Below are 21491 nucleotides of genomic sequence, written 5' to 3'. Positions count from 1 at the left end.
CGACCCGTCGTTGCCCGCGCCGAGACCGAGTGCTGGCCGGGTCGACATCGAGGTCGACCGCAGCGCCGCGGCTCCCGTCGCGGGCCCGATAGTGACCCAGCCGCGCCGTCGCCCCCGTCGCCCCCTCACGTCCGATAACGACCATGCCGGCGGTTGCTCCGCTCTGATATTTGAACGTTCGTCCGGGGATTCAAGTACGAACCCGGGGCCACCCCAGCACATGTCAGATTCGTTGTGGCGCGACGAACGTGCCATCGAGGGACTGCCGATCCGCCTGGTCATCGCGCTGGTGGTCGGCGTCGCCTGCCTCTCCGTGATGATGAGCACCATCTCCGGAATCGAGACGCTACAAGTAACCGAGGTCGATGTTGAACCACACCCCGAAGTGGCTAATCCGGGGACACAGGACGTAGTTGTCACTGTCGTCGACTCGAAGGGGTCGCCCGTCTCCGGCGCGACGGTGGTCGCGAAAAGCGGGACTGCAACGCTCTCGTCGGTCAAGACTGGCGAGACAGGGAGTGCAGGGAACGCGACCCTCTCACTGTCGCCGTCGCTCGGACCGAATCAACAGGACGGCACGGTCACGTTCGAGGTGAAACCACCAGCGGGGAGCAACTACGAGGACGCCCGCTCGAACACCGACCTGCTCGTCGTCGAGTCGCCCTAGCCGTCCCAGTCGATCCACTCCTGCTCCCAGCCGGCGCGGGACTGGGCCGCCCGCCGGGCGCGCTCGCGGTCTTCACGATGGGTCCGGTTGCGCTCGACGGTGTCGGCCTGCTCGCCCTCGACGAGCATCGGCTGGAACGCGACGGTGCCGTGTCGTTCGACCGAGCCGTCGGCCTCCACGACAGCGAGGGACTGTTCACCGGTTCCGAGCGGCATCACCAGTCGACCGTCATCGGTCAGTTGCTGGAGGAGCGCCCGCGGCGGGTCGATTGCGGCGGCTTCCAGAAGAATACGGTCGTACGGTGCGTATTCGGGCAGCCCGGCAGCGCCGTCGCGGCGGTCCACGAGGACGGCGTCGTAGCCTGCTTCTGCCAGGTTCTGCCGGGCTTCGATGACGAGCCGCCGCGTGATATCTATCGCGTGAACGTTGGCCGCACCGACGTGTTCTGCAAGCACCGCGGCCGTGTAGCCGACACCGGCACCGACCACGAGCACGTCGTCGTCTTCTTCGGGTGACAGGGTTTCGAGCACTCGACCGGCGGTACTGGGCGAGAGCACGCGCGTGCCGAGGCGCTCGAACGGGCGGTCGGAGTAGGCCTGTTGCTCGCCGACGAAGGCCTCCCGGGGGACGGCACGCATCGCTGCCGACAGCCACGCGCTCCGGACAACACCCTTGCTCTCGTGTTGCAGGCTGTCGACCATGTCGTCCCGCAGTACCGCTGGGTCCATACCAGTATATTCGACCAGAGCTATATCAATGGCGCGACAACGGCGGCGTCTGTCGAAAGACCCTACTGGAGCGGGACGAATCGAACGCCGCCGTGGTCCTCGCTATCGAGCGTGCCGTCGGCCTGTTTCTCCGCGCGGATGAGACGCTGTCGCCCGTCACCGATTGGAGCCAGCAAGAGACCACCGGTGCGGGTCTGGTCAACGAGCGGGGCGGGGAACTCCGGCGCGGCACATGTGAGATACGTCCGATCGTAGGGGGCGTGGTCGGGCCACCCCTCCTTGCCGTCGTCGGCGCGAACGGAAACGTCGCCGTAGCCGGTCGCTTCCAGCGTTTCCCGTGCTTCGTCGGCCAACGATGCGTGGTACTCCACGCTGTAGACGTTCTCGGGGCCGACCAGTTCGGCGGTCACCGCGGCGTGGTACCCACACCCCGTACCGACCTCTAACACCTGATCCCCCGGGGACAGGTCCAGTAACTCGGACATGATTGCAACCATGTGCGGCGCAGAAACCGTCTGACCTGACCCGATCGGGAGCGGACGGTCGGCGTAGGCGTCGTGTCTCCTGTCGTCCGGAACGAACCGATGGCGGGGGACCGACGCTATCGCTGCGAGGACAGCCTCGTCGTCGACTCGCGAGCGCAGGCGGTCGGCCAGCCGCGACCGTTTTCGGCCCCAGTCGGCCATCCTACCACGCCGACCACGCCGTGGTCGACTCGTCCCTGACGTACAGTCGGTTGATGTCTTTCGCGATACCCATGTCGCCGTCGTGGTCCATGTTCTCGTGGTCGTAGCCGTGTGCGTCGTCGCGGACGTGAATCCCCTCGACGGTGAACTCCTCCTCGCCGAACTCCTCGGTCTCGCCGACGACGAACTCGTAGTCGCCGGGGACGTGGAGCTTGAAGCTCTCGGTCTCGTCGTGAGTGCCGTCCTTTGGATGCATCGTGACGTTGACCGAGACGTTCCCGACCGCCCGCGACCAGATGGTCTCGACGTCCTCGGCGGCCGCCTCGTCCTCGCGGCCGTCCGCGGTCTCCAGACTGGTGATCCGCGCCGTCACAACTGCTTCTTCTGTCTCCAGCAGGAACTCCTCGCCGACGGACAGTTCTTCCTCTGCTGGGACGTCGACCTCGGCGGTAAAGGAGTCCCCGTCCTGTGAGACAACGACGCTTCGCTTCAGCGTCTCTTCCTCCGGCAATTGTTCCTTGTGGACGTGGTCGCAGTCCGTACAGCGAACCGTCACATGGCCGCCCGGCTTCAGCACCTCGTGAACCGTTTCTAGGTCCGGCGAACAGGCCGGACACGGGAGGGCGATGCGGTCGCCCGGTGTAGCGTCTGTCATATGCAGTCGTTGACTACGCTCCCGTAAATGGTCGTCGCCACGGCGCTGCTCGTGGTTCTCACTCGCACAGTCACGCCGACCTTCTTGAGCGGCGGGACGAAACAACGGGTATGGCGCGCCGACAGAGCCGTACTGACATCGCAAGCGGTGCCATCATCGCCCTGACAGCCCTGGCCGGCGTGGCGGTCTGGTCGCGCCTCCCCGCAGAGGTCGCGATTCACTTCTCCGCGTCGGGCACGCCCGATAACTACGTCTCGAAGCCGGTCGGTGTCGTTCTCATGCCGGCGCTGATGCTCGCAACACTCATTGTGCTGAAATTGGCGTTCCGTTACGACCCGCCGGACGTGCCGCGGGTGGCAGCCACCATCACCGTCGCAACGATGGCGTTCATGAGTGGGATACACGGGCTCGTGCTCGCGTGGAACCTCGGCTATTCGGTCCCGTTCGACATCGTCCTCGTCGGGTCGCTCGTCTGGACGGTTGTCATGGTCGCGTACGCGTTGAAAGCAGAATACGTAGACTGATAGCGGCGGTTGGCTGTCAGTCAGCGTCCGCTATTCACGGGTCTTTGTGGGAGTCCGTTCTCGCCGCTCACTCGACGCGAGGAAGTTCCACTTCCTCGCCGTCCGCATACACGGTCGGTTCCGTCAAAATCCCGTCCAGATGGATCGGCGCGTGCACGTCGCCGCCCATCGCGTGGTCGTCGCCGATAGCGATGTGGACCGTCCCGCCGGCCTTCTCGTCTAGGAGGACGGAGCCGACGAGTTCGGTCACGGCGACGTTCGTGCCGATGCCGAGCTCGGCGAGGTTGTAGGCGTCCCGGCCGACCTCCTCGGCAGCCTCCTCGACCTGTGCGCGGATATCGGGGTCGTCGATATCCGTGACGTAGCCGTCTTCGACCTCAAAGGTGAGACGCTTGCCGTCGAGTTTGCCGTGGGGGCGCATCGTCCCGTCGACGACGAACGTGCCGTCGGCAGTCTCCGGAGCGAGGAACACCTCGCCGGCAGGGAGGTTCGACATCTCGCCAGCCTCGTGGACGATACCGGTGTCCATGTGCCACTCGCGCGCACCGATGCCGAACGTGATATCGGTCCCCTGGGGCGACGTGACTCGGATTTCATCGGCGTCCTCGACCTGCGCCAGCACGTCCTTGCAGTGCTGTTCGATGCGGTGGTAGTCGGCGTCTAATCCCATCAGAAACACGCCCTCGCTGATACCGGGCAAGGTTGCAACGCGAGCGCCGGCCTCATTGGCGTCGGTCCGGGCTTCTGTGTGGCTCAGGCTCTTGGTCGTCGGCGCGAGCACGACATCGGCAGTTTCCATCGCGCCAGCGACCGGCGCAGGCGGTTCCGAACCGTGTTGTTCGCCCGGCGGGTAGCGTACGAAAACGGCGTTATCGGTAATCTCCGCGGCGACGCGATACAGCGCCTCGCCGATTGATTTCCGCTGGTCGTCAGTAACGACGGCGCATGACTCGTCGGGCTGGAGGTTCAGGCACTGTTTGACAGCGGTCTCGGCGGGCGCGCGAAGCGACGAGTTGTCCATACAACTGATTGCGTACTCCGACTGAATAACTCTTGATGGACTGTCGGCGCAGGGCGTCGAAACGCGCTACGTCTCAGTGTTTTCAGAGGAATGTGGTCAAAGCTCACAATCGCCAGAGGTACAACTATGTGAGTTAATTTCTCCATATATTAATCACAAAGAATATACTCTCCCCGGAGATATGGACGTGTATGCTCCACGTGGGCATCAACGGCTTCGGCACCATCGGGAAACGCGTCGCTGACGCGGTGCGTGTCCAGCCAGATATGACAGTTGCGGGCGTCGCAAAGCGCTCGCCGAACTTCGAGGCAACTATCGCAGACGACCGCGGCTACGACCTCTACGCCGCGGACGGCCGCGAACCGTTCGATGAAGCCGATCTCGCGACGGCCGGTACGGTCCATGACCTCATTGAAACGAGCGACGTGGTCGTCGACACCACGCCAAGTGGCGTCGGCGCGGCCAACGCGCCGCTGTACGCCGAGCACGATACGCCAGCCATCTTCCAGGGTGGGGAGGACGCCGATGTGGCAGACGTGAGCTTCAACGCTCGCGCCAACTACGAGAACGCAGTCGGGGCTGACACGGCCCGCGTCGTCTCCTGCAATACGACTGGACTTTCACGCCTTCTCGCGCCGCTCAAGGAATCATACGGCGTCGAGAAATCGCGCGTGACACTGGTCCGGCGCGGTGCCGACCCGGGCCAGACCGGTCGTGGCCCCATCAACGACACACTCCCCGACCCCGTCGAAATCCCCTCCCACCACGGTCCTGACGTCCAGACGATTTTTCCCGACCTCGACATCGACACGATGGGGATGAAGGTCCCGACAACGCAGATGCACACCCACAGCGTCAACGTCACGCTGGAAAGCGAACCAACGACAGAGGAAGTCACGTCGCTACTGACCGACGAATCGCGACTGTTCCTCATCCCGAAGACGCTGGGTATCGACGGTGCAGGGAAACTCAAAGAGTACACTCGTGATGCCGGTCGCCCGCGCGGTGACGTGTGGGAGAACTGTATCTGGGCCGAATCAATCACAGTCCAGGGGCGGGATCTCTACCTGTTTCAGGCGATTCACCAGGAAGCCGATGTCGTGCCGGAGAACATCGACGCCGTTCGCGCGCTCTCGGAGCGGACCGCAAGCGCCGAGAAGAGCATCCGACGGACCGACGAAGCCCTCGGTGTCGGGCGCGGCCTCGTCGAACACGACGGCAGTCCACAGCGCGTCGACAGTCACGCCGACGACTGATTCTCACCCCAGTTCGTGGAACTCGACTTCGCCGGTGTCCGTCGACAGCGTCGCAACCGAGAACGGCTCGGAGGCCGGCGGAATCGAGATGCCGCCGGGGTTGATTCGTTCCGTGCCCCCGCGCTCCTCGTGACCGCGTTCGTGCGTGTGGCCGTGGAAAACGTAGTCGTAGCTCCCACAGTCGACCAGCGCGTCGACGATCTCCCCGCTGGTCCCGTGATACACCGCGAGGGTGTGCCCATCGATGGTCAGCTCGCCCATCTCGCCGAAGTACGTGCCGAATTCCTCGACGGTAGACTGGACTGCCCACTCGCCGTCGTTGTTGCCACGAACGGCGTAAAACGACCAGTCGCCGTCGAACGGCGTCACCGAGAAGGGGGCGACGAAGTCGCCGCAGTGGACGACCGTCTCACAGTCCGCCTCCGAGAACGTCTCCACTGCGGCTTCGACCTGCGCGGCGTTGTCGTGCGTGTCCGAGACGATGCCGATCTGCATACCGACGACGTTCAGCCGGGAGCGACTTGAACGTGTGGCCCACGACACAGGTGGGACCGCCGTCGTCACACAGGCGCGACGTTTTTGTTTAGTCACCGCCTACGACGGCCGATGGCACGGGGACTCATCGGGACAATCGAGCTGATGGTCGCGGTCGTACTCGCCGCGCGGGTCACCCTTCTCGGCGTCGACAACCTCGCCCGCGGCCAGACGGCGATCGGTGCGGTCTTTCTCGGGTTAGCCGCCGCCTTACTGATTATCGAGTGGGTCGCTCCCTCTCCGACAGACATCCCCGGTGCACTCGCCGGGCGGGCGCGGAGTGCGCTCCCCGGCGGGAAGCCACCGGACAGTAGCGACGACGACTAACTCTCGTCGCGCCAGCGGTCCGAGGTGACTCTGTCCACCGCCGCCATGTGGTCGTGTTCCTCGACCGTTTCGGCCCGCGATTCCTCGGCCTTCTGGACGGGCTTTCCTCGAACACGCGCTCGAACGCCACGTCGAGCGCGACGAGACGAGGTACTACCTGGAAGGTGGAATCATCGACGAGGAAGGAAATCGGCGGCTTCAGTCGGCCGCGATGGTCTCGCTGGCGTCGTCGAGCAGTTGCTCGATGGAGCGGTCGCTGGGCTCGTTCTCCAGCAACACGTCGATGGGCAGCGTCGGCGCGCCGTCGACGAGGTTCTCAAGCAGGACGAGCCGTTCGCGGGCCCGGGACATCCCGACGTAGAACACACGCCGTTCGTTGTCGGTCAGCGTCGGGACGGGGCTGGTATGTTTCGTGAACTCGTCCATTCCGGGTACCTCGATACCCTGCTGGTCGACAGTCGCGGCCATCTGCTCGACGACTTTCTCGGTGAGGTCGGTCGCGACGAACACATGATCGGCCTCGCGACCTTTGGCGGAGTGGATCGTCCCCACGCGGACCCGGTCGGCGTCCATCCCGGTGTAATCGCCGGTGAAGTACGCGTCGACGGTCCGCTCCTGGAAGTTGGTCACCTTCCGGAGCATGTCGCCCGCCGAGGCCGCGTCGGGGAGGAAGGGAACGTGGTCGTGGACGACGTCAGGGTCGATCTCGATATCGGCGATGTCTTCGTCCTCGTGGGACTCGTCGATCTCTTCGAGCGCGTCGAAGAGGTCGTCGCGCTCGCCCGTGCCGAAGGCGGAGTCGACGAGCATATCCGCGAGACGGCGTGCTTCCAGCACCGTGAGCGGTTCGTCGGCTTCGACGGCTTCGAGCCCGTTGACGTACTGGGTGAGCCGATCGGTCCACATCCGCTGGTCGGTGAGACAGGAGAAGGGGATCCCGTTGTCGATGAACTCGTCGATGAACTGGAACATCTGGTAGCGGGCCCGGAACAGCACCATCACCGTCTCGTCGGACTGCTCGATGGTCCGCGTGACGTTCCGGGAGAGGTCGAACATCGAAGGGTTCTGGACCGCCTCGACGCGGCCGCCCTCCTTGCGCGGATTGAGGTCTTTCTCCTGACGTTTCTCGATGTGGCGGACCTCGCGGTTGACGACGTTCAGGATGCGCGAGGGGAGCCGGTAGGAGTTGGGCAGCACCTCGTCCTGGGTGACGACCTCTTCGAGCAGGAGGTCCGGGTCCGCGCCCTGCCAGGCGTAGACGACCTGGTCGTCGTCGCCAGCGATGAGCACCCGTTCCATGTGGGGTTTCCACTCGTCGTAGACGTCGTACTGCAGCGTCGTGATATCCTGAAACTCGTCGATGATGAGGTAGTCGACGTTGGGGAGCAGCGAGCGCTGGGCGACCCGTTCGAGCATGTCGGCGAAGCCCGTCAAGTCGTTTTCGCCCTTGTAGGTGCGCCAGCCGCGGATGGCGGCGGGCACGTCCACACGGTCGTCGTCGGTCGGCCACGTCGGCGTGTACTTGTTGCCGGTCTGGGCGTTGTCGTCGATCTCCGGCGGGAGTCGGACTTCCTCGTCGTCCCACTTGAAGGGCACGTCGTACCAGTCGGCCACGTCGCGTCGGGTGCGCTGGAGCCACTGGCTCGTCGCGATGATCTTGTTCCCGAGCGTCGTCGAGCGGGCCGAGCGACGGCGCGAGCCCTCGTACTCGTCCTCGTAGTCGATGCCGAACTCCTCGCAGAAGGCCTCCTTGTCGTCCTCGCCGACGACGTCGCCGCGGGAGAGGTTCAGCAGTTCGTACGCCTTCGCGTGCATCGTACAGACGTTCCCGCGAAGGGCACGAGGGGACAGGCCGAGTCGGTCCGCGAGTCGCTCACGGATCTCGGCGGCCGCCGCACGCGTGTACGAGACAACCAGTACGTCACGGAAATCGACGTCGTCGTCTTCCAGCAGTTCGTCGACGCGGTCGAGCAGCGCCGTCGTCTTCCCGCTACCGGGCCCACCGAACAGGCGGACAACCTCGGTGGTCGAATCAGTCATTGAACATGTAGTGGGACCGCGGCCAAATAAACAACGTGCTTTACGGGGACGACAACTAACAGGCGCACCCGAACGGATTTCTCATCGGTACAGCGACACGTACAGCATCGCGAACCCGATGATGAACGGAATCGTCTCCGCCATCTGGAAGAACACGCGAACGATGGCACCGATCTCGCCGGCGCTCAGTTGCGTGATGACACTGGATATAGCGACACCCATACTGATGAACGCAAAGCCAACGAACGCATACTGTAGTCGTTCTGACGGGCGTTTCCGGTAGGCCTGGAAGCTAATCAGGGTGATCCCGAGCGTCAGCCCGAACACCACCATCCGCATCAGGATGAGCACGCCGCGTGCGATAGCCACGCCGGTCGTCATGCAGTCACGCCTCCGCTGGAGAGTGAATTCATTCCGGGTTCAGCTCGTCCCAGAGCTGACTGAACCGGTCCGGGAGGTTCTCCTCCCGATAGATGCGCACTTTGTACTCCTCGTCTTCGAGCGAAATGACCGTCGACTCGAAGTTGGACTCGTACACCTTGTAGTGGTTTCCGTCCTCGGCGACGAGCGTTCGGTCGGTGACGAGGTCGTACTCGTCGAGCAGTTCGATACGTCGATACACCGTCGGCAGCGAGAGGTCGCACTCCTCCGCGAGTTCCTTCGCCGACTGCGGTTCACGACTGATTGCGGCGAGTACACGGCGCGCGTGCTGGTCACCGATTGTATCGAGAATCTCCTCGATGCTCTGTTCCTCAGCCACTACACCAAGATTCGCGTCATATTATATAAGCGTTTTCGAGCACTGTGGTGGTTTCACGTTCAGAAAACACTGCCCCGTTTATATGATGATAGCCCCTGTAGCTTCCACTGCGGATTGCGTTCAGGTGAGACGATGTCCGGAGACAACCTCCGTCGCGTGACGACGGGCAAGATGCAGGGCCAGAACGCCGATGAGCGAGTGACCCCTCTCGGCGAGACAGAGCGCCCGGAATCGCATGACCCACCCAGTCGTGACGCCATCACGGAGTCGTTGGACCCGGTCATTGACGACGTCGTCGACGGCGAGACCGCAGTCGATGACGGCCTGGTCACACAGAGTTTGGAAGAGATCCTACTGGCGATGATCGCAGTCGCCGATGGTGGCACCCACGGGACCGGACTGATGGAGGAACTGGAAGCCCAGTTCGGTGCCGAACTGAGTCCGGGGACAGTGTACCCCCGGCTACACGAGTTAGAAGCGGATGGCACGCTCCAGATGCACGAACTCGTCCAGACGAAACAGTACGGAATCGCGGACGATGCGGCTGCGAAAGAGCAGATCGCAACGTCCGCGTCCCAACATCTCGCGCTCGGGCTGTTCCTCCACGCGTCGCTCGATGCGCTGTAACCACCACAAACCGGTCAGTCCGCCGACACACGACCCCCCAATCGTCGGCTACGAACCGGTCGGCCCGCCGACACACCACCCCCCAACCGTCGGCTGGCCACACAAAGACTCCCCACTTCCTTTCTGCGCAACGTGATACAGTCCCGACTGCCTGAGCCGTTGCTGTCCCGACACGAGACGTAGCGAGGCACATCCTGGCAGAGAGCGAACTGTCGGTTTGCGGGTCAGTACCGCCGCTATCGGATGCAGTGTGGAAAGCCGAGAAAGTGGAGTATCCTTACCGTACCGGTGTCCAGCCACACACCGAGCACTGTGCCGCTGTCGACTCGTGAAGGCCGCCGCAATCAGGGCACTGCTTCTTGTTATAGCTCTCTTCCCAACCACTCTGGTCCACGTCGTGGCCACGCTGGGAGAGGAACTCGTCGAACATATCGTCACTACTCGGTGCGGACGCCATACATGCTATGGTATATCACATCAGTATATAGGTTTAATGGTATTGTGAAACATTGCCATAAGTAACGACGCACCACGCGCAACGAGACGGTCAGTCACAGCGAGCCGTGCCACTCAGGAGCCGTACAACCAGAAGACAACATCAGATGAGCAGTCGTTCAGACGGTGCGCTGGCCCGGTTGTCTCCGATACCACCCGTTAGCTGTCGGTCGCAACCGGGTGGGTGTAATCAACAGTGATGCGGGCGCTTGCGATGAGCGCGTTCGCGATGGCCTCTGACGCCTGTTCCTGCTCTGTCCCACCCTCGATGGAAAGCATTTCGTCGAGAGCGAACACCTGAAACCGGTGTTCGTACGGCTGGCCGGCCGGCGGACACGGCGGTTCGTACCCCGGCTCGTTGGGGGGCTGTGTTCCCTGTCGAGCGCCGCCGAGCGCGTCGAGGGTCGGCTCGCGAGGGAGGCCGGCCGGAATCCGGTCCGTCTCTGGCGGGACGTTCCACAGCGTCCAGAACACCGGCTGGCTAAACACGCCGCCGTCGTACTCGGCTGTGACAGCGAGCGCTGCCGTCGGCTCCGGGACGCGCTCGATGACGAACGGTGGCGAAACGCCGTCGCCGTCACAGGTGAACCGGGCCGGAAGCTCGTCCCCGGAACTGAACGCGGGGCTCGACACTTCGAAAGCCGGTGTCGTGTCGTCCGACTGCCCGGTACAGCCCGCGCTCCCGACCAGTGCTGACGCCCCGAGCGTCTGGAGGAGGTGGCGACGGCGCATACCAGAGTGGGAGGGACAGGTCGTAATCTGCCTTGTGATACCCCGCCACGTACCACACCAAATCCGGTGAAGGGACATCACTGGTCCCTATCAGGGCGAACATGTTCCCGCCCGTCGCCAGCGACTGAGAACGTCTTACCCCCTTCTTATTTTGGGATACTGGAGTTCCAACCACATGGAACTCAAACGCAAAACGATCGCGAAGGTGATCGCCGCCGCGTTCGTCTTCAACCTCGTCGTCATGGGGGCTGGCGCGTGGATCGCGTATCAGGAAGCGCCACCCATCCCGGAGCAGGTTGTCGGACCCGACGGCGAGACGCTTGTCACGGGTGAGGACATCCGCGACGGGAAGAAGGCGTTCCAGAAGAACGGGCTGATGAACCACGGGTCGATTCTCGGGAACGGCGCGTACTACGGCGCGGACTACACCGCCGACTCGCTGGAGTTGAAAACCCAGCACATGCGGACGTACTACGCCGAGGAGCGCTACGGGACCGAGTACGACTCGCTGTCGACGGCCGAACAGGCTGCCGTCGATGACGACGTGAAACAGGACCTCAGTGGGGAGTACGAGGGCGGGAACATCGAGTACTCCGCCGCAGAGCTGTACGCCCACGAGCAGGTCCGTCAGGAGTACGTCGAGCGGTACCACGAGGGCAGCCACGAACGGGGCGTCCCTGAGGGGATGATCGACTCCGAAGCCGACGCCCGACAGTTCGCCGACTTCGCCATGTGGACGGCGTGGTTCTCCCACACCGACCGACCTGGCGGCGAACACTCCTACACGAACGACTGGCCCTACGAGCCGGCCGCCGGTAACGACGCGACCGGCGCGGCGATGACCTGGAGCGTCATCGCGATGGTCCTGCTCGTCGCCGCCGCCGGTGGCGGCATCTGGCTGTACCAGTCCGTCAGCCTCCCGGAACCGTCCGCCGGCGACCTCTCGGTTCCCGAGCCGGGCGACGTGAGCATCTTCCCCAGCCAGCGGGCCGCCCTGCGGTTCATCCCGGTCGCCGCCGGGCTGTTCCTCGCGCAGGTGTTACTCGGTGGATTACTCGCCCACTTCTACATCGAACGGGCAGGGTTCTTCGGCATCGAGGAAATCTTCGGTGTCCATATCCTCCAGATTCTGCCGTTTGCGATGGCGAAGACCTGGCACATCGACCTGGGCATTCTCTGGATCGCCGCGACGTGGCTCGGTGCCGGGCTGTTCCTGCCGCCGCTGTTGACCGGCCACGAGCCCAAACGCCAGTCGACGTACATCAACGTGCTGCTCGGAGCCATCGTCGTCGTCACCGTCGGCGGCCTCGGCGGCATCTGGCTCGGGTCGCACGGCTACTTCGGCGACCTCTGGTGGCTGTTCGGCAACGAAGGGCTAGAGTACCTCGAAGTCGGGAAGGTCTGGCAGGTCGGACTGCTCGTCGGCTTCGGCCTGTGGGCCGTCCTCTCGATTCGGGGCCTGAAACCGCTGCTAGACCGAGAGCCGGTGTTCGGCCTCGCCCACATGATTCTGTACGCCGGCGGCTCGATTGCACTGCTGTTTACCGCCGGGTTCTTCTTCACCCCGGAGACCAACATCGCCGTCACGGAGTTCTGGCGCTGGTGGGTCGTCCACATGTGGGTCGAAGGGGCCTTCGAGTTCTTCATCGTCGCCATCATCGGGCTGACGCTGGTGTCGATGAACCTGCTCAGCCGCCGCAGCGCCGAGAAGGCGGTCATGCTCCAGGCGCTGCTGGTGATGAGTACGGGCGTCATCGGCGTCTCCCACCACTACTGGTGGGTCGGCATGCCCGACATGTGGGTCCCCATCGGGAGCGTATTCTCGACGCTTGAGCTGCTCCCGCTGGTGTTTATCCTCTACGAGGCGCTGGGCCAGTACCGGGCGATGTCGGAAACCGGTGGGTTCCCCTACAAGCTCCCGTTCATGTTCATCATCGCCAGCGGGGTCTGGAACTTCGTCGGTGCCGGCGTGCTCGGGTTCTTCATCAACCTCCCGCTCATCAACTACTACGAGCACGGCACCTACCTCACGGTCGGCCACGCCCACGCCGCGATGTTCGGGGCGTTCGGCTTCCTCGCGCTGGGGATGGTCACCTACATGCTCCAGCTCGCCATCAAGCCCGGCCGCTGGGACGGGTCCTGGCTCCGGGCGGCGTTCTGGTGCTGGAACGTCGGCCTCGCACTGATGGTGTTCGTCTCTGTCCTGCCCGTGGGCTTCCTCCAGCTGGAGGCGGCGTTCACCGGGAGCTACGCCGCGGCCCGGAGCGTGGCGTTCTACAACCAGCCGCTCGTCCAGACGCTGTTCTGGGCGCGGCTCCCTGGTGACACGCTCATCATCCTCGGGACGGCCATCTACGCGGCCGACCTGATCCGCAAGCGGTTCGTCCTCCGGCGGTCCGAGGACGACCCCACGGTCGAGGACATGGCCGTCGCGGAGGGCGTCATGAGCGACGACTGAGTTACCGCCGGGTTTCGGCTGTGGTCATCACGGCCGGAACACGGCTCGCCGACAGCAACGAGAAGAGAGTGAACCGTCGGATCTAGACGGGGAACTGCGTCGCCGTCCCGGCGACGATGACCCACGTCACGAGGACGGCGTTGATCGTCGCGCCGACCCAGACCCGACCCGTCTTCCTGAAGAAGTAGGTGCTGACGAAAGCCACGATGCTGAGCAGGGCGACGAACTGCAGCGCCAGGATTGTCAGCAGCGGGTGGCCAAGCGGCAGGGGCTGGCCAGTCAGCAGTGGGATGTACTGAACCGCCAGCAGCACGACGAACCCACCGACGACGATGAGCCAGTTCGTCGCCATCGCGCGGCGGAGCGACCGGGACTCGCCCTCGGGACGGAGCTGACCGTGCAGGAGCGCACCGAGGACGACGAAGAAGGCAAACAGCGGCAAGAGATACGAGAAGCTGATCCGGAACTGCGCCGGGGACAGGAGTTTGATGGCGAACACCCAGATGCGGAAGTCCGTCTGGAACAGGAACGCCACGACGGCTTCCAGCAGATACAGCACACCGACGGTAACGACACCGGCCAGGACCGAGACGCCGACTGTCCGCGCGCCGTCGCCCGTATCGAGGCCGTAGCTCGCCAGCGACACCGAGGGGTCGTCCGCGTTAGTCGTGTAGTGCCACACCGCGAACAGCACCGCGGTGATGACCGCGTTCCCCAGCGCCCAGACGATCACGCCGTTGTTGATCTGCTGTGGGAACAGCCAACTGAGGCCGATAATCGCCGGTGCAACGTCTTGCAACGGGAAGTACGTCACAATCGGAATCGCGGCGGCGAGCAGCGACGCCCCGTAGCGTTTCGCGCCGGTCATCCCCTTCCCGTCGGGGTACTCCCGTCGGAGCCTGTCGGTCGGTGCCCGGTCGATGAGCAGGCCGCCGACCGGGAACAGCGACAGCACGCCGCCGATGAGGGCAACAAAGGTCCCGAGCGATTTCCAGTACCAGACCTGGTTGCTCGGGTCCATCTCGTCTTCGCCTTCGAGCGTTAGCTGGAGCCATTCGATGGACGCGCCGATGGCTGCGGTCGAGAAGTGGTCGCCGGGGTGAGTGGTTGCCGGGGTGTACAGTTGCCGTGCGGTCCCGTCCTCGACACTGCCGTAGGTACGCCCCTCCTCGACGGCGCTGTCCGTGCCGAACACCGTCTGGAGTTTGTCGCTCTGCTCAACGTCGGACGCACTCGCCGTCCCCCACATCAACGGGGCGAACTCGTCGTACTCGCTGAACACGACGGCGAGGTTCCGTGGGAACGAGTCAGTACCTTCGGGGGCACGGTTCGACCCAGTCGATGACCCCTCGATGACCATCGACTCGTACCCGTCCGGATGGGCCGCGGCCGCCGTGATGACAGTCCAGCCACCCATCGAGTGGCCTTCGAGCCCGATGTTTTCGTTATCGACGTAGTCCAGCGACCGGAGATATTCGAGGCTGTCGGGGCCACCGTAGCCGTTTTTGAACGCTGGCGGGTCCGAGTAGCCGTGGCCGGTCTGGTCGATAGCGAGAACCACGAAACCTCGCCTTGCGTACTCGATAGCGAACGGCGACTGCGTCTCCTTCGAGTTGATGTAGCCGTGGACGGCTAACACCCCCGGCTGTGGGGAAGCGCTGCTCGCCTCCTCAGGGATGTACAGCGTCCCGCTCATCATCGTCCCGTTGGTCCCGGAGAACTTCACATCGCGAACCTCGACGGAACCGGCGTCTGTTTGTACTGTCCATGCGAGCCCGCTCCCGCTGAATATCAGGAGTAGCGACACTGCAGCGACGAACCACAGTCGTCTATCATCGTTCATGATAATACCACGGACGCAGGTGAGACACTCAGTGAATTAAACTTACTGTAAACTCCAAGCCAACGGTAAAGAATTGGGAACGGCGCTGAAAACGGTATTCTAACCCGTTGAAATGGGTGGCAGGTTCCACCCGCGTACTGGGCAGTGCTCCGATTCCCACTTCATTACCAATTATTCGGCGTTATCAATAAACCGGTTTATCGGGCATCTACGGTTACAAATAGCCACTTCAGTTTCAATTACTCGCCCCATGGACGAGGTTACGCGCCGCCGAGTTCGTTGGTCCAGAGGTGTTCGATGTCAGCTTCGAGATCAGCCGTATCGAGCGCTTCGACGCCTGACAGGTGCTCGCGGGCGTCCGTGAGATGCTGCTGGACCGCGGCCACGTCGTCAACCGACTTCGCGGCACAGAGCGACACCCGTGCTCGGTTGATTTCCAGCCGCTCCCCGAGCGCCTGCGTCACCGGGATGTCGTGCTCGTCGCCGAGCTGTGCCATGCGGTCTAGCACGCTCGTCGGGACTTCCAGCTGGACCGCGAGCTCCCGGGACGGCAGATCGACCGTGATATCGGTCGTCTCACACTCGCTCTCACCCCACGGCGCGATAACGTACTCCTGCCCCTCTGTGGACATATAACGTGGGACAGTCCGGACACTCATATTTACTCACAGGCTAACAGGAAGAATGAGGCGTATACCGGTCGGTTCGTCGGTGTTAGTCGTCGGCTTCGGCGGCCGCTGGCCGGGGAATCGTCACGTCCGTGAGCCCCGCTTCGATTTCCTCGCGTCGGCCCTCGAACTTCCCGGGCAGCACCAGCCGGCCACCGAGGTCATCAAGCGGTTCGTCGCTGTCGTACCCGGGGCCGCTCGTGGCGAGTTCGAACAGCACGCCGCCGAACTCCCGGAAGTAGACCGACCGGAACCAGTGGCGGTCGATCTGTGATGTGGGGCGCAGTCCCGCACCGCGAACGGCCTCACGCATCGACTGCTGGTCCTCGTCGGTTGGCGTCTGGAAGGCGACGTGGTGGACCGTGCCGTGGCCCTGCCGGCCGCCCTCGATAGTCGGCAACACGTCGACGTACTTCCCGACAGACCCCGTCGCGGCGTAGCGGGTCCGCTCGTCGCCGGGCGTATCGCCCTGTGCCTGCTCGGTGCCGACTTCCTCGAAGCCCATCTTCTGGAGCAGGTCCTCCGTCGGTTCGGGGTCAGCGAGCCAGAGCGTCACCGAGTGGAAGCCACGGATGGCGGCGTCTTCGGGAACGAACTCCGTCCACGGCTCGGTCGGGTCGTCGTCGGGAATCCCGACTTCGACCAGTTCGACCGGGAGCCCGTCCGGGTCGCGAAACGGGAGGACGGTCTCGCCGAACCGCTCGACACGGTCGTCGTAGTCGACGCCGTACTCGTCGAAGCGGTCCTCCCAGTAGTCGAGGCTTCCCTCGGGAACGCGGAACGCGGTGCGTGAGACCTGTCCAGAGCCGACCTTCCCCTGTGCGTGGTCCTCCCACGGGAAGAACGTCATGCTCGTCCCGGGGTTCCCCGCGGCGTCGGCGAAGAAGAAGTGGTACGTACTGGGGTCGTCCTGGTTGATCGAGCGCTTGACGAGCCTGAGCCCGAGCGTTTCGACCCAAAAGTCCATGTTCTGCTGGGGATCGCTCGCGATGCATGTGACGTGATGGATGCCCGGAGTAGGGGTGGCTTCGGTCATTGGGAGCAATACGTGCCGGAACTACTTGAGTGACTGCTGACGTGAGTGTTACCGGGGTACAGTCGGTAGAAGCTGTTGGCACTGGCGAGTCATGCGACGGACAGCAGTTATATATGACACTGGTGGGACATTCGCGTATGGCAGACGCGGACCGGACAGCGATTCTCGGCGGGACCTTCACACCGATTCACAACGGCCACCGGGCGCTCCTACACAAGGCGTTCCAGACCGCAAGCCACGACGGACGTGGCGATGGCCACGTCATCGTCGGTCTGACGAGTTCCGAACTGGCTACAGAGACGCGTAGCGACCCGGGACACGCGGAGCAGTTGGGTGCGTACGACGACCGCCATGCCGCGCTCGATGCCGAGTTGGGCCAGTTAGGCGAGTCATACACCGCCACTTACGAGATTCTCCAATTAGAGGACACGCAAGGACCAGCCGCGACGCGGGCCGACGTGGATGCGCTCGTCGCCTCGCCGGAGGCGAAGGCACAGCGCCGCGCCTACGAACTCAATCAGCAGCGGCGGGACGCGGGGCTCCACCCGCTGGAGATCCACACGCCGCCGTTTGTCGTCGCCGAAGACGGCACGCGGATCAGCAGCACCCGGATTCGGAACGGCGAAATCGACGTACACGGCCGCCTGCTCGACGCGTCAGAGTGAGGGTGGTGTGAAAAGCGCCAGTTTCTCTGCGCGTCAGACCGTCACTCCATGGTATCCGGACCGTCCGCGTCCAGCCGTTCGGCGGCCCCCGCGACGGTCAGTGGCACGTCGTCCGTCCGGCCCTCGAACAGTCTGACGACTTGTGGCGGGCGCAGGTCACAGTCCCGCAACAGGTCAGTATCAGTCAGGATACGGCGGGTGGGCCCCCTCGCGGCAATCGTGCCGGTATCGTCGAGCAACAGGACCCGGCCCGCGACGTGCGGGACGAGTTCGGTGTCCGGCGTCGAGACGACGAGCGTGACGCCCTCGGCCGCGAGTTCGTCCAGCAGGTCGAGAATCGTCTCCCGGTTCGCGGCGTCGACGTTGCTCACCGGTTCATCGAGCAACAGTACGTCCGGTTCGACGGTGAGCGCGCTGGCGAGAGCAGCCCGGCGCTGTTCACCGCCGCTGAGCCGGAACGGCGGCTTCGACAGGAGGCCGTCGAGGTCGAGCCGGGCCGCGACTCGCTCGACGCGGCGGTCAACCTCCGCGCGCTCGCAGTCGAGTTGCGCCGGCCCGTAGGCGAGGTCTTCGCGAACGGTCGGGTTGAACAGGTAGTCCGCAGGGTTCTGCGTGAGGACGCTCAGACGGCTGCGGACGGTGTCGGCGTCGGTCGTCTCCCCGAAGTACCGGACCCGCCCGCCATCGGGGTCGACCAGCCGCCCAGCAGTTCCAGCAGCGTCGACTTGCCAGCCCCGTTCGGGCCGAGCAGCGCTACGCGGTCGCCGCGCTCGATGGACACATCGACGCCGTCGACGGCCAGCGTTTCATCGGGGTATGCGTACCGGAGGTCAGTCGCCTCGATAGCAGTCACGCGACCACCACCACGACGGCGAGCGCGACGACCAGTCCGAAGGCGAGGTCGGCCCGCCCGAGCGGTTCCCGGGGCTGTGCCGGCGTCGAGCCAGTCCCGCCACGAGCGCGAGCGGCCCGCTGGACCCGCTCGCCGCGTTCCAGACTGCGGACGAGAAACGAGCCCACGAAGTTCCCCGAGTCGCGCCAGTTCCGGCGGAGGCTCGGCTCGGCGATGGTTCGACTCCGGCGAGCCCGGACCATGCGTTCGAGTTCGGCGAAAAAGAGGAGCAGATAGCGGTACGTGATTCCGAGCAGCGAGACGGCAATCGACGGGACCCGGAGCCGGCGAAACGCCGCCAAGAGGTCGGCGAAGCGGGTGGTCAACAGCAGCACGGACAGGAAGCCGACACACGCGGTTACGCGGACGGCGAACGTAAGCACGTAGTCGACGCCAGCGGCCGAGAGCGGGAGCGAGCCAAGCGAGGGACCACCCATCAGGATGGCCTGTGGCGCGACGACGACGAACGCGAACGCCGGCGGGCCGGTCAGCCGCCCCAGGAAAGTACGGATAGGTATCCGAGAAATGGCCGCAAGCACCGAAGCGAGGAGCGCGAGCGCGCTGACGACTGCCAGCGTCCGCTGTGTCACGGTAAGGGCGACGAGCGTCGCGACGCCGACGAGCTTGACCGTCGGCGTGACGGCCTGGAGAAACCCGTCCCGGTCCGGCAGGTCCTCAGCGAGCAGGAACCACTGGGCGCTGGCCGCGATGGCCGCAACGGTCCGGTCGAGCAGGTCTCTGCCGGACATCAGCTACTGCCGCTGGTCGGTATCCGCCCCGAGCAGGCGACCGATGCCGGCACCGAGGAGGAGCGTCAGCGCCGTCCCGACGACGGCCGACACGAACGTTCCGGTTGCACCACCGAGACCGGGGACGCCGTAGTCCGGGAACAGCGCGGTACCGACGGCGGTGGCGTGTTCCGTCGCATCGGTCGCCTCGGCGGCGTTTTCGAGCGGTTCGGCGTAGCCGACCTGACCGGCCGCCCATCCGAACACCGGCGCGAGCAATGTCAGGACCAGCAGCGCGGCGAGGGCACGAGGTAGCCAGTCGGGAAGATCCCGGGCCATCACGCACTCACCTCCGGGGCGGCGTTCGGTCGCAGGTCGGGGCGAGCGCGGGCCAGATAGCGGTAGACCAAGGCGGTGATGGCCCCCTCAATCAGGCCCAACGCGAGGTGCCCGACGCCCATTATCGACAGCGTCGTCAGCAACTGGTACTGGAACGCAGAGGAAAGGCCCAGCTGAAGGGCGGCGGTCAGCGCGCCGGCCGTGATTCCTAACCACCCCGCGACGAAGGCCGCGCGGAACTCGCCGTAGGGAACGAGCAGGCGATAGATGGCGTAGCCGACGTACACCTCGACGACAGCCATGTTGAACACGTTCGCGCCGAGCACCACGAGCCCGCCGTCACCGAAGACGAGCGCCTGAATCGTGACGACAGTCGCGACACAGAGCGCGCCCAGGTGCGGACCGAGGAGAATCGCCGCGAACGCGCCCCCGACGAAGTGGGCGCTGGTGCCCCCGGGAATTGGCCAGTCAAGCATCTGTGCGGCGAAGATACTCGCTGCGACGACACCGAGCAGCGGCGCGCGCGCATCGGAAATCTCACCGTTGACACGCTTGGCAGCGACGCTCAGAACGACGACCGCAAGCGCACCGAACAGCAACGCAAGCGGTAGATCGATATATCCGTCGGGAATGTGCATGCTACCCGGGTCTGGCCCCGGCGCAGTAATAATACTTTTTCATCGGGCAGTATTACTGCCGACGAGTGAGTATTACCGAAGCCCGGATATCCATATGCGAGCCCCTCTCTATCGACACACATGAGTGAGGACCTCGACCGGATCAGCCTGACACTCCCCTCGTCGATGGTCGACCGACTCGACGGTATCGTCGACGACTGGGAGTACGCGAGCCGGTCGGAAGCCATTCGTGACTCGCTACGTGACTTCTTTGCGACCTACGAGTGGGAGTCCGGTGACGAAAAACACCACCACGGGACCATCGTCATCGTCCACGACCACCACGTCTCGGGCATCGCAGACGAGCTTCAGACGGTCCAACACGAGATGGCCGACATCATCACCTCCGTCCAGCACATTCATCTCTCCCACGACACCTGCATGGAGACCCTGGTCGTCGAGGGCGCGGGCGGCAATATCACGGAGCTAGCCAACCGTCTCCGGGCGATTGGTGGTGTCCAACAGGTCAAGGTCGTCGTCGTGGACGAGTGAGTTGTGGGCGTGTGAGTCGCCTTCCCCTCGAAAATATGAGACTCCGACCGCATTGCAGACCGTTCTGCCAGTGGTGGACATGGGCCCTGCCGGATTTGAACCAGCGCTCAATCGGTTATGAGCCGATCGCTTTAACCAGACTAAGCTAAGGGCCCTTCAGAATGGTGTTGATGAGTCCGCATCTTTAGCCTGTCGGGTTGGAGTGGTGGGGTTCGGAGAGACAGGTGGGTCGATACAGAGAGTTTCGTGCATCGGCTGCATATCTCACCGTCCAGCGGCCCTGAAAGCCGACAGTGACGGAGTCGCAGCGCTCGTCGATTTGTGAGTGAAAGAACGACGCCACCGCCAGGGCTCGAACCTGGGACAACCTGGGTAACAACCAGGTGCTCTACCAACTGAGCTACGGCGGCGCGAACGCATCCAATCATTGCCAGAGTTGGTAATTAGGGCTTTCGTTTCCAGTCGGCATCGACACGCTTTCACGCACTTGTGCGCAAGCGGCGGTATGAGCGATGAGTTCGACGCCGTCGTCGAGGAGATGCGAGCACGGGCCTCGCCAACCGACGACGAGCGAGCGCAGTTACAGCGGGTCGCCGACGCGGTGATGGCCGACGCCGAGGCGGCCGTCGCCGACCTGCCGG

24 protein-coding genes, 2 tRNA genes and 3 pseudogenes are annotated in these 21491 nt (G+C 64.1%); 9 read left to right on the top strand and 20 right to left on the bottom strand.

The features are described from left to right. Positions 1–145 (bottom strand): annotated as a pseudogene (locus GJ630_RS20645) (ATPase); the annotation flags it as partial. 75 nt (positions 146–220) lie between these two features. Here GJ630_RS20645 and GJ630_RS16885 point away from each other — a divergent pair. Next, positions 221–667: a hypothetical protein gene (locus tag GJ630_RS16885; RefSeq protein WP_008307753.1), complete on the top strand. Its 447-nt coding sequence runs from the start codon at positions 221–223 to the stop codon at positions 665–667. Here GJ630_RS16885 and GJ630_RS16880 read toward each other — a convergent pair. The 3 genes from GJ630_RS16880 to GJ630_RS16870 all read right to left on the bottom strand — a co-directional run bounded on the left by GJ630_RS16880 (position 664) and on the right by GJ630_RS16870 (position 2736). Beyond that, complete coding sequence (locus GJ630_RS16880) at positions 664–1395, bottom strand: protein-L-isoaspartate O-methyltransferase (RefSeq protein ID WP_050007464.1); 732 nt, start codon at positions 1393–1395, stop codon at positions 664–666. The genes GJ630_RS16885 and GJ630_RS16880 overlap by 4 nt on opposite strands. Before the next feature lie 62 nt (positions 1396–1457). After that, on the bottom strand, positions 1458–2081 hold the full coding sequence (locus GJ630_RS16875; RefSeq protein WP_191450431.1) for a protein-L-isoaspartate(D-aspartate) O-methyltransferase: 624 nt from the start codon (positions 2079–2081) through the stop codon (positions 1458–1460). Position 2082: 1 nt separating this feature from the next. Next, complete coding sequence (locus GJ630_RS16870; protein WP_008307750.1) at positions 2083–2736, bottom strand: HVO_0476 family zinc finger protein; 654 nt, start codon at positions 2734–2736, stop codon at positions 2083–2085. A 110-nt stretch (positions 2737–2846) separates the two neighbouring features. On the opposite strand from GJ630_RS16870, the gene GJ630_RS16865 reads away from it, so the two are divergent. Continuing rightward, positions 2847–3260, top strand: a complete 414-nt coding sequence (locus GJ630_RS16865; RefSeq protein WP_014041386.1) for a DUF1648 domain-containing protein — start codon at positions 2847–2849, stop codon at positions 3258–3260. A gap of 67 nt (positions 3261–3327) precedes the next feature. Here the strand turns inward: GJ630_RS16865 and GJ630_RS16860 are convergent, their stop codons facing one another. Continuing rightward, positions 3328–4281, bottom strand: a complete 954-nt coding sequence (locus GJ630_RS16860) for an aminopeptidase (RefSeq protein ID WP_014041387.1) — start codon at positions 4279–4281, stop codon at positions 3328–3330. A gap of 191 nt (positions 4282–4472) precedes the next feature. On the opposite strand from GJ630_RS16860, the gene GJ630_RS16855 reads away from it, so the two are divergent. Continuing rightward, positions 4473–5537 (top strand): type II glyceraldehyde-3-phosphate dehydrogenase, encoded by a 1065-nt coding sequence (locus GJ630_RS16855; RefSeq protein WP_008307747.1) that lies wholly within the window; start codon positions 4473–4475, stop codon positions 5535–5537. A 3-nt stretch (positions 5538–5540) separates the two neighbouring features. Here the strand turns inward: GJ630_RS16855 and GJ630_RS16850 are convergent, their stop codons facing one another. Continuing rightward, positions 5541–6032: a metallophosphoesterase gene (locus GJ630_RS16850; RefSeq protein WP_014041388.1), complete on the bottom strand. Its 492-nt coding sequence runs from the start codon at positions 6030–6032 to the stop codon at positions 5541–5543. Positions 6033–6143: 111 nt separating this feature from the next. On the opposite strand from GJ630_RS16850, the gene GJ630_RS16845 reads away from it, so the two are divergent. Next, the gene (locus GJ630_RS16845; RefSeq protein ID WP_014041389.1) at positions 6144–6398 is read left to right on the top strand and encodes a hypothetical protein; all 255 of its coding nucleotides are present in this window, start codon (positions 6144–6146) and stop codon (positions 6396–6398) included. 198 nt (positions 6399–6596) lie between these two features. Here GJ630_RS16845 and GJ630_RS16840 read toward each other — a convergent pair whose 3' ends face one another. From GJ630_RS16840 to GJ630_RS16830, 3 genes are all read right to left on the bottom strand, one after another. Then, entirely contained in the window at positions 6597–8438 is a 1842-nt protein-coding gene (locus tag GJ630_RS16840; protein ID WP_014041390.1) for a UvrD-helicase domain-containing protein, read from the bottom strand. 81 nt (positions 8439–8519) lie between these two features. Further along, complete coding sequence (locus tag GJ630_RS16835) at positions 8520–8819, bottom strand: hypothetical protein (RefSeq protein ID WP_191450429.1); 300 nt, start codon at positions 8817–8819, stop codon at positions 8520–8522. 28 nt (positions 8820–8847) lie between these two features. Beyond that, entirely contained in the window at positions 8848–9198 is a 351-nt protein-coding gene (locus tag GJ630_RS16830; protein WP_004515333.1) for a helix-turn-helix domain-containing protein, read from the bottom strand. A 132-nt stretch (positions 9199–9330) separates the two neighbouring features. On the opposite strand from GJ630_RS16830, the gene GJ630_RS16825 reads away from it, so the two are divergent. After that, entirely contained in the window at positions 9331–9825 is a 495-nt protein-coding gene (locus tag GJ630_RS16825; protein ID WP_023843422.1) for a PadR family transcriptional regulator, read from the top strand. 277 nt (positions 9826–10102) lie between these two features. On the opposite strand, the gene GJ630_RS16820 is transcribed toward GJ630_RS16825, so the two are convergent. After that, positions 10103–10282 (bottom strand): HVO_0416 family zinc finger protein, encoded by a 180-nt coding sequence (locus GJ630_RS16820; protein WP_004515335.1) that lies wholly within the window; start codon positions 10280–10282, stop codon positions 10103–10105. A 197-nt stretch (positions 10283–10479) separates the two neighbouring features. Then, the gene (locus tag GJ630_RS16815; protein WP_014041393.1) at positions 10480–11052 is read right to left on the bottom strand and encodes a YbhB/YbcL family Raf kinase inhibitor-like protein; all 573 of its coding nucleotides are present in this window, start codon (positions 11050–11052) and stop codon (positions 10480–10482) included. A 175-nt stretch (positions 11053–11227) separates the two neighbouring features. Between GJ630_RS16815 and GJ630_RS16810 the strand changes: the two genes are divergently transcribed. After that, on the top strand, positions 11228–13510 hold the full coding sequence (locus GJ630_RS16810; RefSeq protein ID WP_014041394.1) for a nitric-oxide reductase large subunit: 2283 nt from the start codon (positions 11228–11230) through the stop codon (positions 13508–13510). 82 nt (positions 13511–13592) lie between these two features. Here GJ630_RS16810 and GJ630_RS16805 read toward each other — a convergent pair whose 3' ends face one another. The 3 genes from GJ630_RS16805 to GJ630_RS16795 all read right to left on the bottom strand — a co-directional run bounded on the left by GJ630_RS16805 (position 13593) and on the right by GJ630_RS16795 (position 17057). Next, complete coding sequence (locus GJ630_RS16805; protein ID WP_014041395.1) at positions 13593–15353, bottom strand: alpha/beta fold hydrolase; 1761 nt, start codon at positions 15351–15353, stop codon at positions 13593–13595. Between the two features lie 260 nt (positions 15354–15613). Beyond that, the gene (locus GJ630_RS16800) at positions 15614–15985 is read right to left on the bottom strand and encodes a hypothetical protein (RefSeq protein ID WP_191450427.1); all 372 of its coding nucleotides are present in this window, start codon (positions 15983–15985) and stop codon (positions 15614–15616) included. Between the two features lie 82 nt (positions 15986–16067). Then, complete coding sequence (locus tag GJ630_RS16795; protein WP_050037125.1) at positions 16068–17057, bottom strand: ring-cleaving dioxygenase; 990 nt, start codon at positions 17055–17057, stop codon at positions 16068–16070. A 137-nt stretch (positions 17058–17194) separates the two neighbouring features. Between GJ630_RS16795 and GJ630_RS16790 the strand changes: the two genes are divergently transcribed. Further along, on the top strand, positions 17195–17722 hold the full coding sequence (locus tag GJ630_RS16790; RefSeq protein ID WP_050007467.1) for a phosphopantetheine adenylyltransferase: 528 nt from the start codon (positions 17195–17197) through the stop codon (positions 17720–17722). Positions 17723–17763: 41 nt separating this feature from the next. Here GJ630_RS16790 and GJ630_RS16785 read toward each other — a convergent pair. The 4 genes and pseudogenes from GJ630_RS16785 to GJ630_RS16770 all read right to left on the bottom strand — a co-directional run bounded on the left by GJ630_RS16785 (position 17764) and on the right by GJ630_RS16770 (position 20319). Continuing rightward, positions 17764–18575: pseudogene (locus GJ630_RS16785) on the bottom strand (energy-coupling factor ABC transporter ATP-binding protein). Further along, positions 18572–19363 (bottom strand): cobalt ECF transporter T component CbiQ, encoded by a 792-nt coding sequence (cbiQ, locus tag GJ630_RS16780; protein WP_014041400.1) that lies wholly within the window; start codon positions 19361–19363, stop codon positions 18572–18574. Before cbiQ ends, GJ630_RS16785 begins: the two are co-directional and overlap by 4 nt. Before the next feature lie 3 nt (positions 19364–19366). After that, positions 19367–19681: a PDGLE domain-containing protein gene (locus GJ630_RS16775; RefSeq protein ID WP_014041401.1), complete on the bottom strand. Its 315-nt coding sequence runs from the start codon at positions 19679–19681 to the stop codon at positions 19367–19369. Next, the gene (locus GJ630_RS16770) at positions 19681–20319 is read right to left on the bottom strand and encodes an energy-coupling factor ABC transporter permease (RefSeq protein ID WP_014041402.1); all 639 of its coding nucleotides are present in this window, start codon (positions 20317–20319) and stop codon (positions 19681–19683) included. Before GJ630_RS16770 ends, GJ630_RS16775 begins: the two co-directional genes overlap by 1 nt. Positions 20320–20439: 120 nt before the next feature. Between GJ630_RS16770 and nikR the strand changes: the two genes are divergently transcribed. Beyond that, on the top strand, positions 20440–20850 hold the full coding sequence (gene nikR, locus GJ630_RS16765; RefSeq protein WP_008307710.1) for a nickel-responsive transcriptional regulator NikR: 411 nt from the start codon (positions 20440–20442) through the stop codon (positions 20848–20850). An 80-nt stretch (positions 20851–20930) separates the two neighbouring features. Here nikR and GJ630_RS16760 read toward each other — a convergent pair. Both GJ630_RS16760 and GJ630_RS16755 read right to left on the bottom strand, forming a co-directional pair. Next, positions 20931–21005: transfer RNA gene (locus tag GJ630_RS16760), tRNA-Ile, on the bottom strand. Positions 21006–21187: 182 nt separating this feature from the next. Then, positions 21188–21260 (bottom strand) — tRNA-Asn (locus tag GJ630_RS16755). Between the two features lie 95 nt (positions 21261–21355). On the opposite strand from GJ630_RS16755, the pseudogene GJ630_RS20640 reads away from it, so the two are divergent. After that, a pseudogene (locus GJ630_RS20640) lies at positions 21356–21491 on the top strand (tRNA CCA-pyrophosphorylase); the annotation flags it as partial.

Origin of the sequence: Haloarcula sp. CBA1122 (assembly GCF_009741785.1) — an archaeon.
GTDB classification, from domain to species: Archaea; Halobacteriota; Halobacteria; order Halobacteriales; family Haloarculaceae; genus Haloarcula; species Haloarcula hispanica.
This window is presented reverse-complemented; position numbering and strand designations above follow the sequence as displayed.

Coding starts and splice junctions, on each gene's coding strand:
- GJ630_RS16840 (WP_014041390.1), bottom strand. CDS start 8,438: ATGACTGATTCGACCACCGAGGTTGTCCGCCTGTTCGGTGGGCCCGGT.
- cbiQ (WP_014041400.1), bottom strand. CDS start 19,363: ATGTCCGGCAGAGACCTGCTCGACCGGACCGTTGCGGCCATCGCGGCC.
- GJ630_RS16810 (WP_014041394.1), top strand. CDS start 11,228: ATGGAACTCAAACGCAAAACGATCGCGAAGGTGATCGCCGCCGCGTTC.
- GJ630_RS16825 (WP_023843422.1), top strand. CDS start 9,331: ATGTCCGGAGACAACCTCCGTCGCGTGACGACGGGCAAGATGCAGGGC.
- nikR (WP_008307710.1), top strand. CDS start 20,440: ATGAGTGAGGACCTCGACCGGATCAGCCTGACACTCCCCTCGTCGATG.
- GJ630_RS16800 (WP_191450427.1), bottom strand. CDS start 15,985: ATGTCCACAGAGGGGCAGGAGTACGTTATCGCGCCGTGGGGTGAGAGC.
- GJ630_RS16880 (WP_050007464.1), bottom strand. CDS start 1,395: ATGGACCCAGCGGTACTGCGGGACGACATGGTCGACAGCCTGCAACAC.
- GJ630_RS16820 (WP_004515335.1), bottom strand. CDS start 10,282: ATGGCGTCCGCACCGAGTAGTGACGATATGTTCGACGAGTTCCTCTCC.
- GJ630_RS16815 (WP_014041393.1), bottom strand. CDS start 11,052: ATGCGCCGTCGCCACCTCCTCCAGACGCTCGGGGCGTCAGCACTGGTC.
- GJ630_RS16870 (WP_008307750.1), bottom strand. CDS start 2,736: ATGACAGACGCTACACCGGGCGACCGCATCGCCCTCCCGTGTCCGGCC.
- GJ630_RS16885 (WP_008307753.1), top strand. CDS start 221: ATGTCAGATTCGTTGTGGCGCGACGAACGTGCCATCGAGGGACTGCCG.
- GJ630_RS16860 (WP_014041387.1), bottom strand. CDS start 4,281: ATGGACAACTCGTCGCTTCGCGCGCCCGCCGAGACCGCTGTCAAACAG.
- GJ630_RS16845 (WP_014041389.1), top strand. CDS start 6,144: ATGGCACGGGGACTCATCGGGACAATCGAGCTGATGGTCGCGGTCGTA.
- GJ630_RS16805 (WP_014041395.1), bottom strand. CDS start 15,353: ATGAACGATGATAGACGACTGTGGTTCGTCGCTGCAGTGTCGCTACTC.
- GJ630_RS16790 (WP_050007467.1), top strand. CDS start 17,195: ATGGCAGACGCGGACCGGACAGCGATTCTCGGCGGGACCTTCACACCG.
- GJ630_RS16875 (WP_191450431.1), bottom strand. CDS start 2,081: ATGGCCGACTGGGGCCGAAAACGGTCGCGGCTGGCCGACCGCCTGCGC.
- GJ630_RS16835 (WP_191450429.1), bottom strand. CDS start 8,819: ATGACGACCGGCGTGGCTATCGCACGCGGCGTGCTCATCCTGATGCGG.
- GJ630_RS16770 (WP_014041402.1), bottom strand. CDS start 20,319: ATGCACATTCCCGACGGATATATCGATCTACCGCTTGCGTTGCTGTTC.
- GJ630_RS16865 (WP_014041386.1), top strand. CDS start 2,847: ATGGCGCGCCGACAGAGCCGTACTGACATCGCAAGCGGTGCCATCATC.
- GJ630_RS16795 (WP_050037125.1), bottom strand. CDS start 17,057: ATGACCGAAGCCACCCCTACTCCGGGCATCCATCACGTCACATGCATC.
- GJ630_RS16855 (WP_008307747.1), top strand. CDS start 4,473: ATGCTCCACGTGGGCATCAACGGCTTCGGCACCATCGGGAAACGCGTC.
- GJ630_RS16775 (WP_014041401.1), bottom strand. CDS start 19,681: ATGGCCCGGGATCTTCCCGACTGGCTACCTCGTGCCCTCGCCGCGCTG.
- GJ630_RS16850 (WP_014041388.1), bottom strand. CDS start 6,032: ATGCAGATCGGCATCGTCTCGGACACGCACGACAACGCCGCGCAGGTC.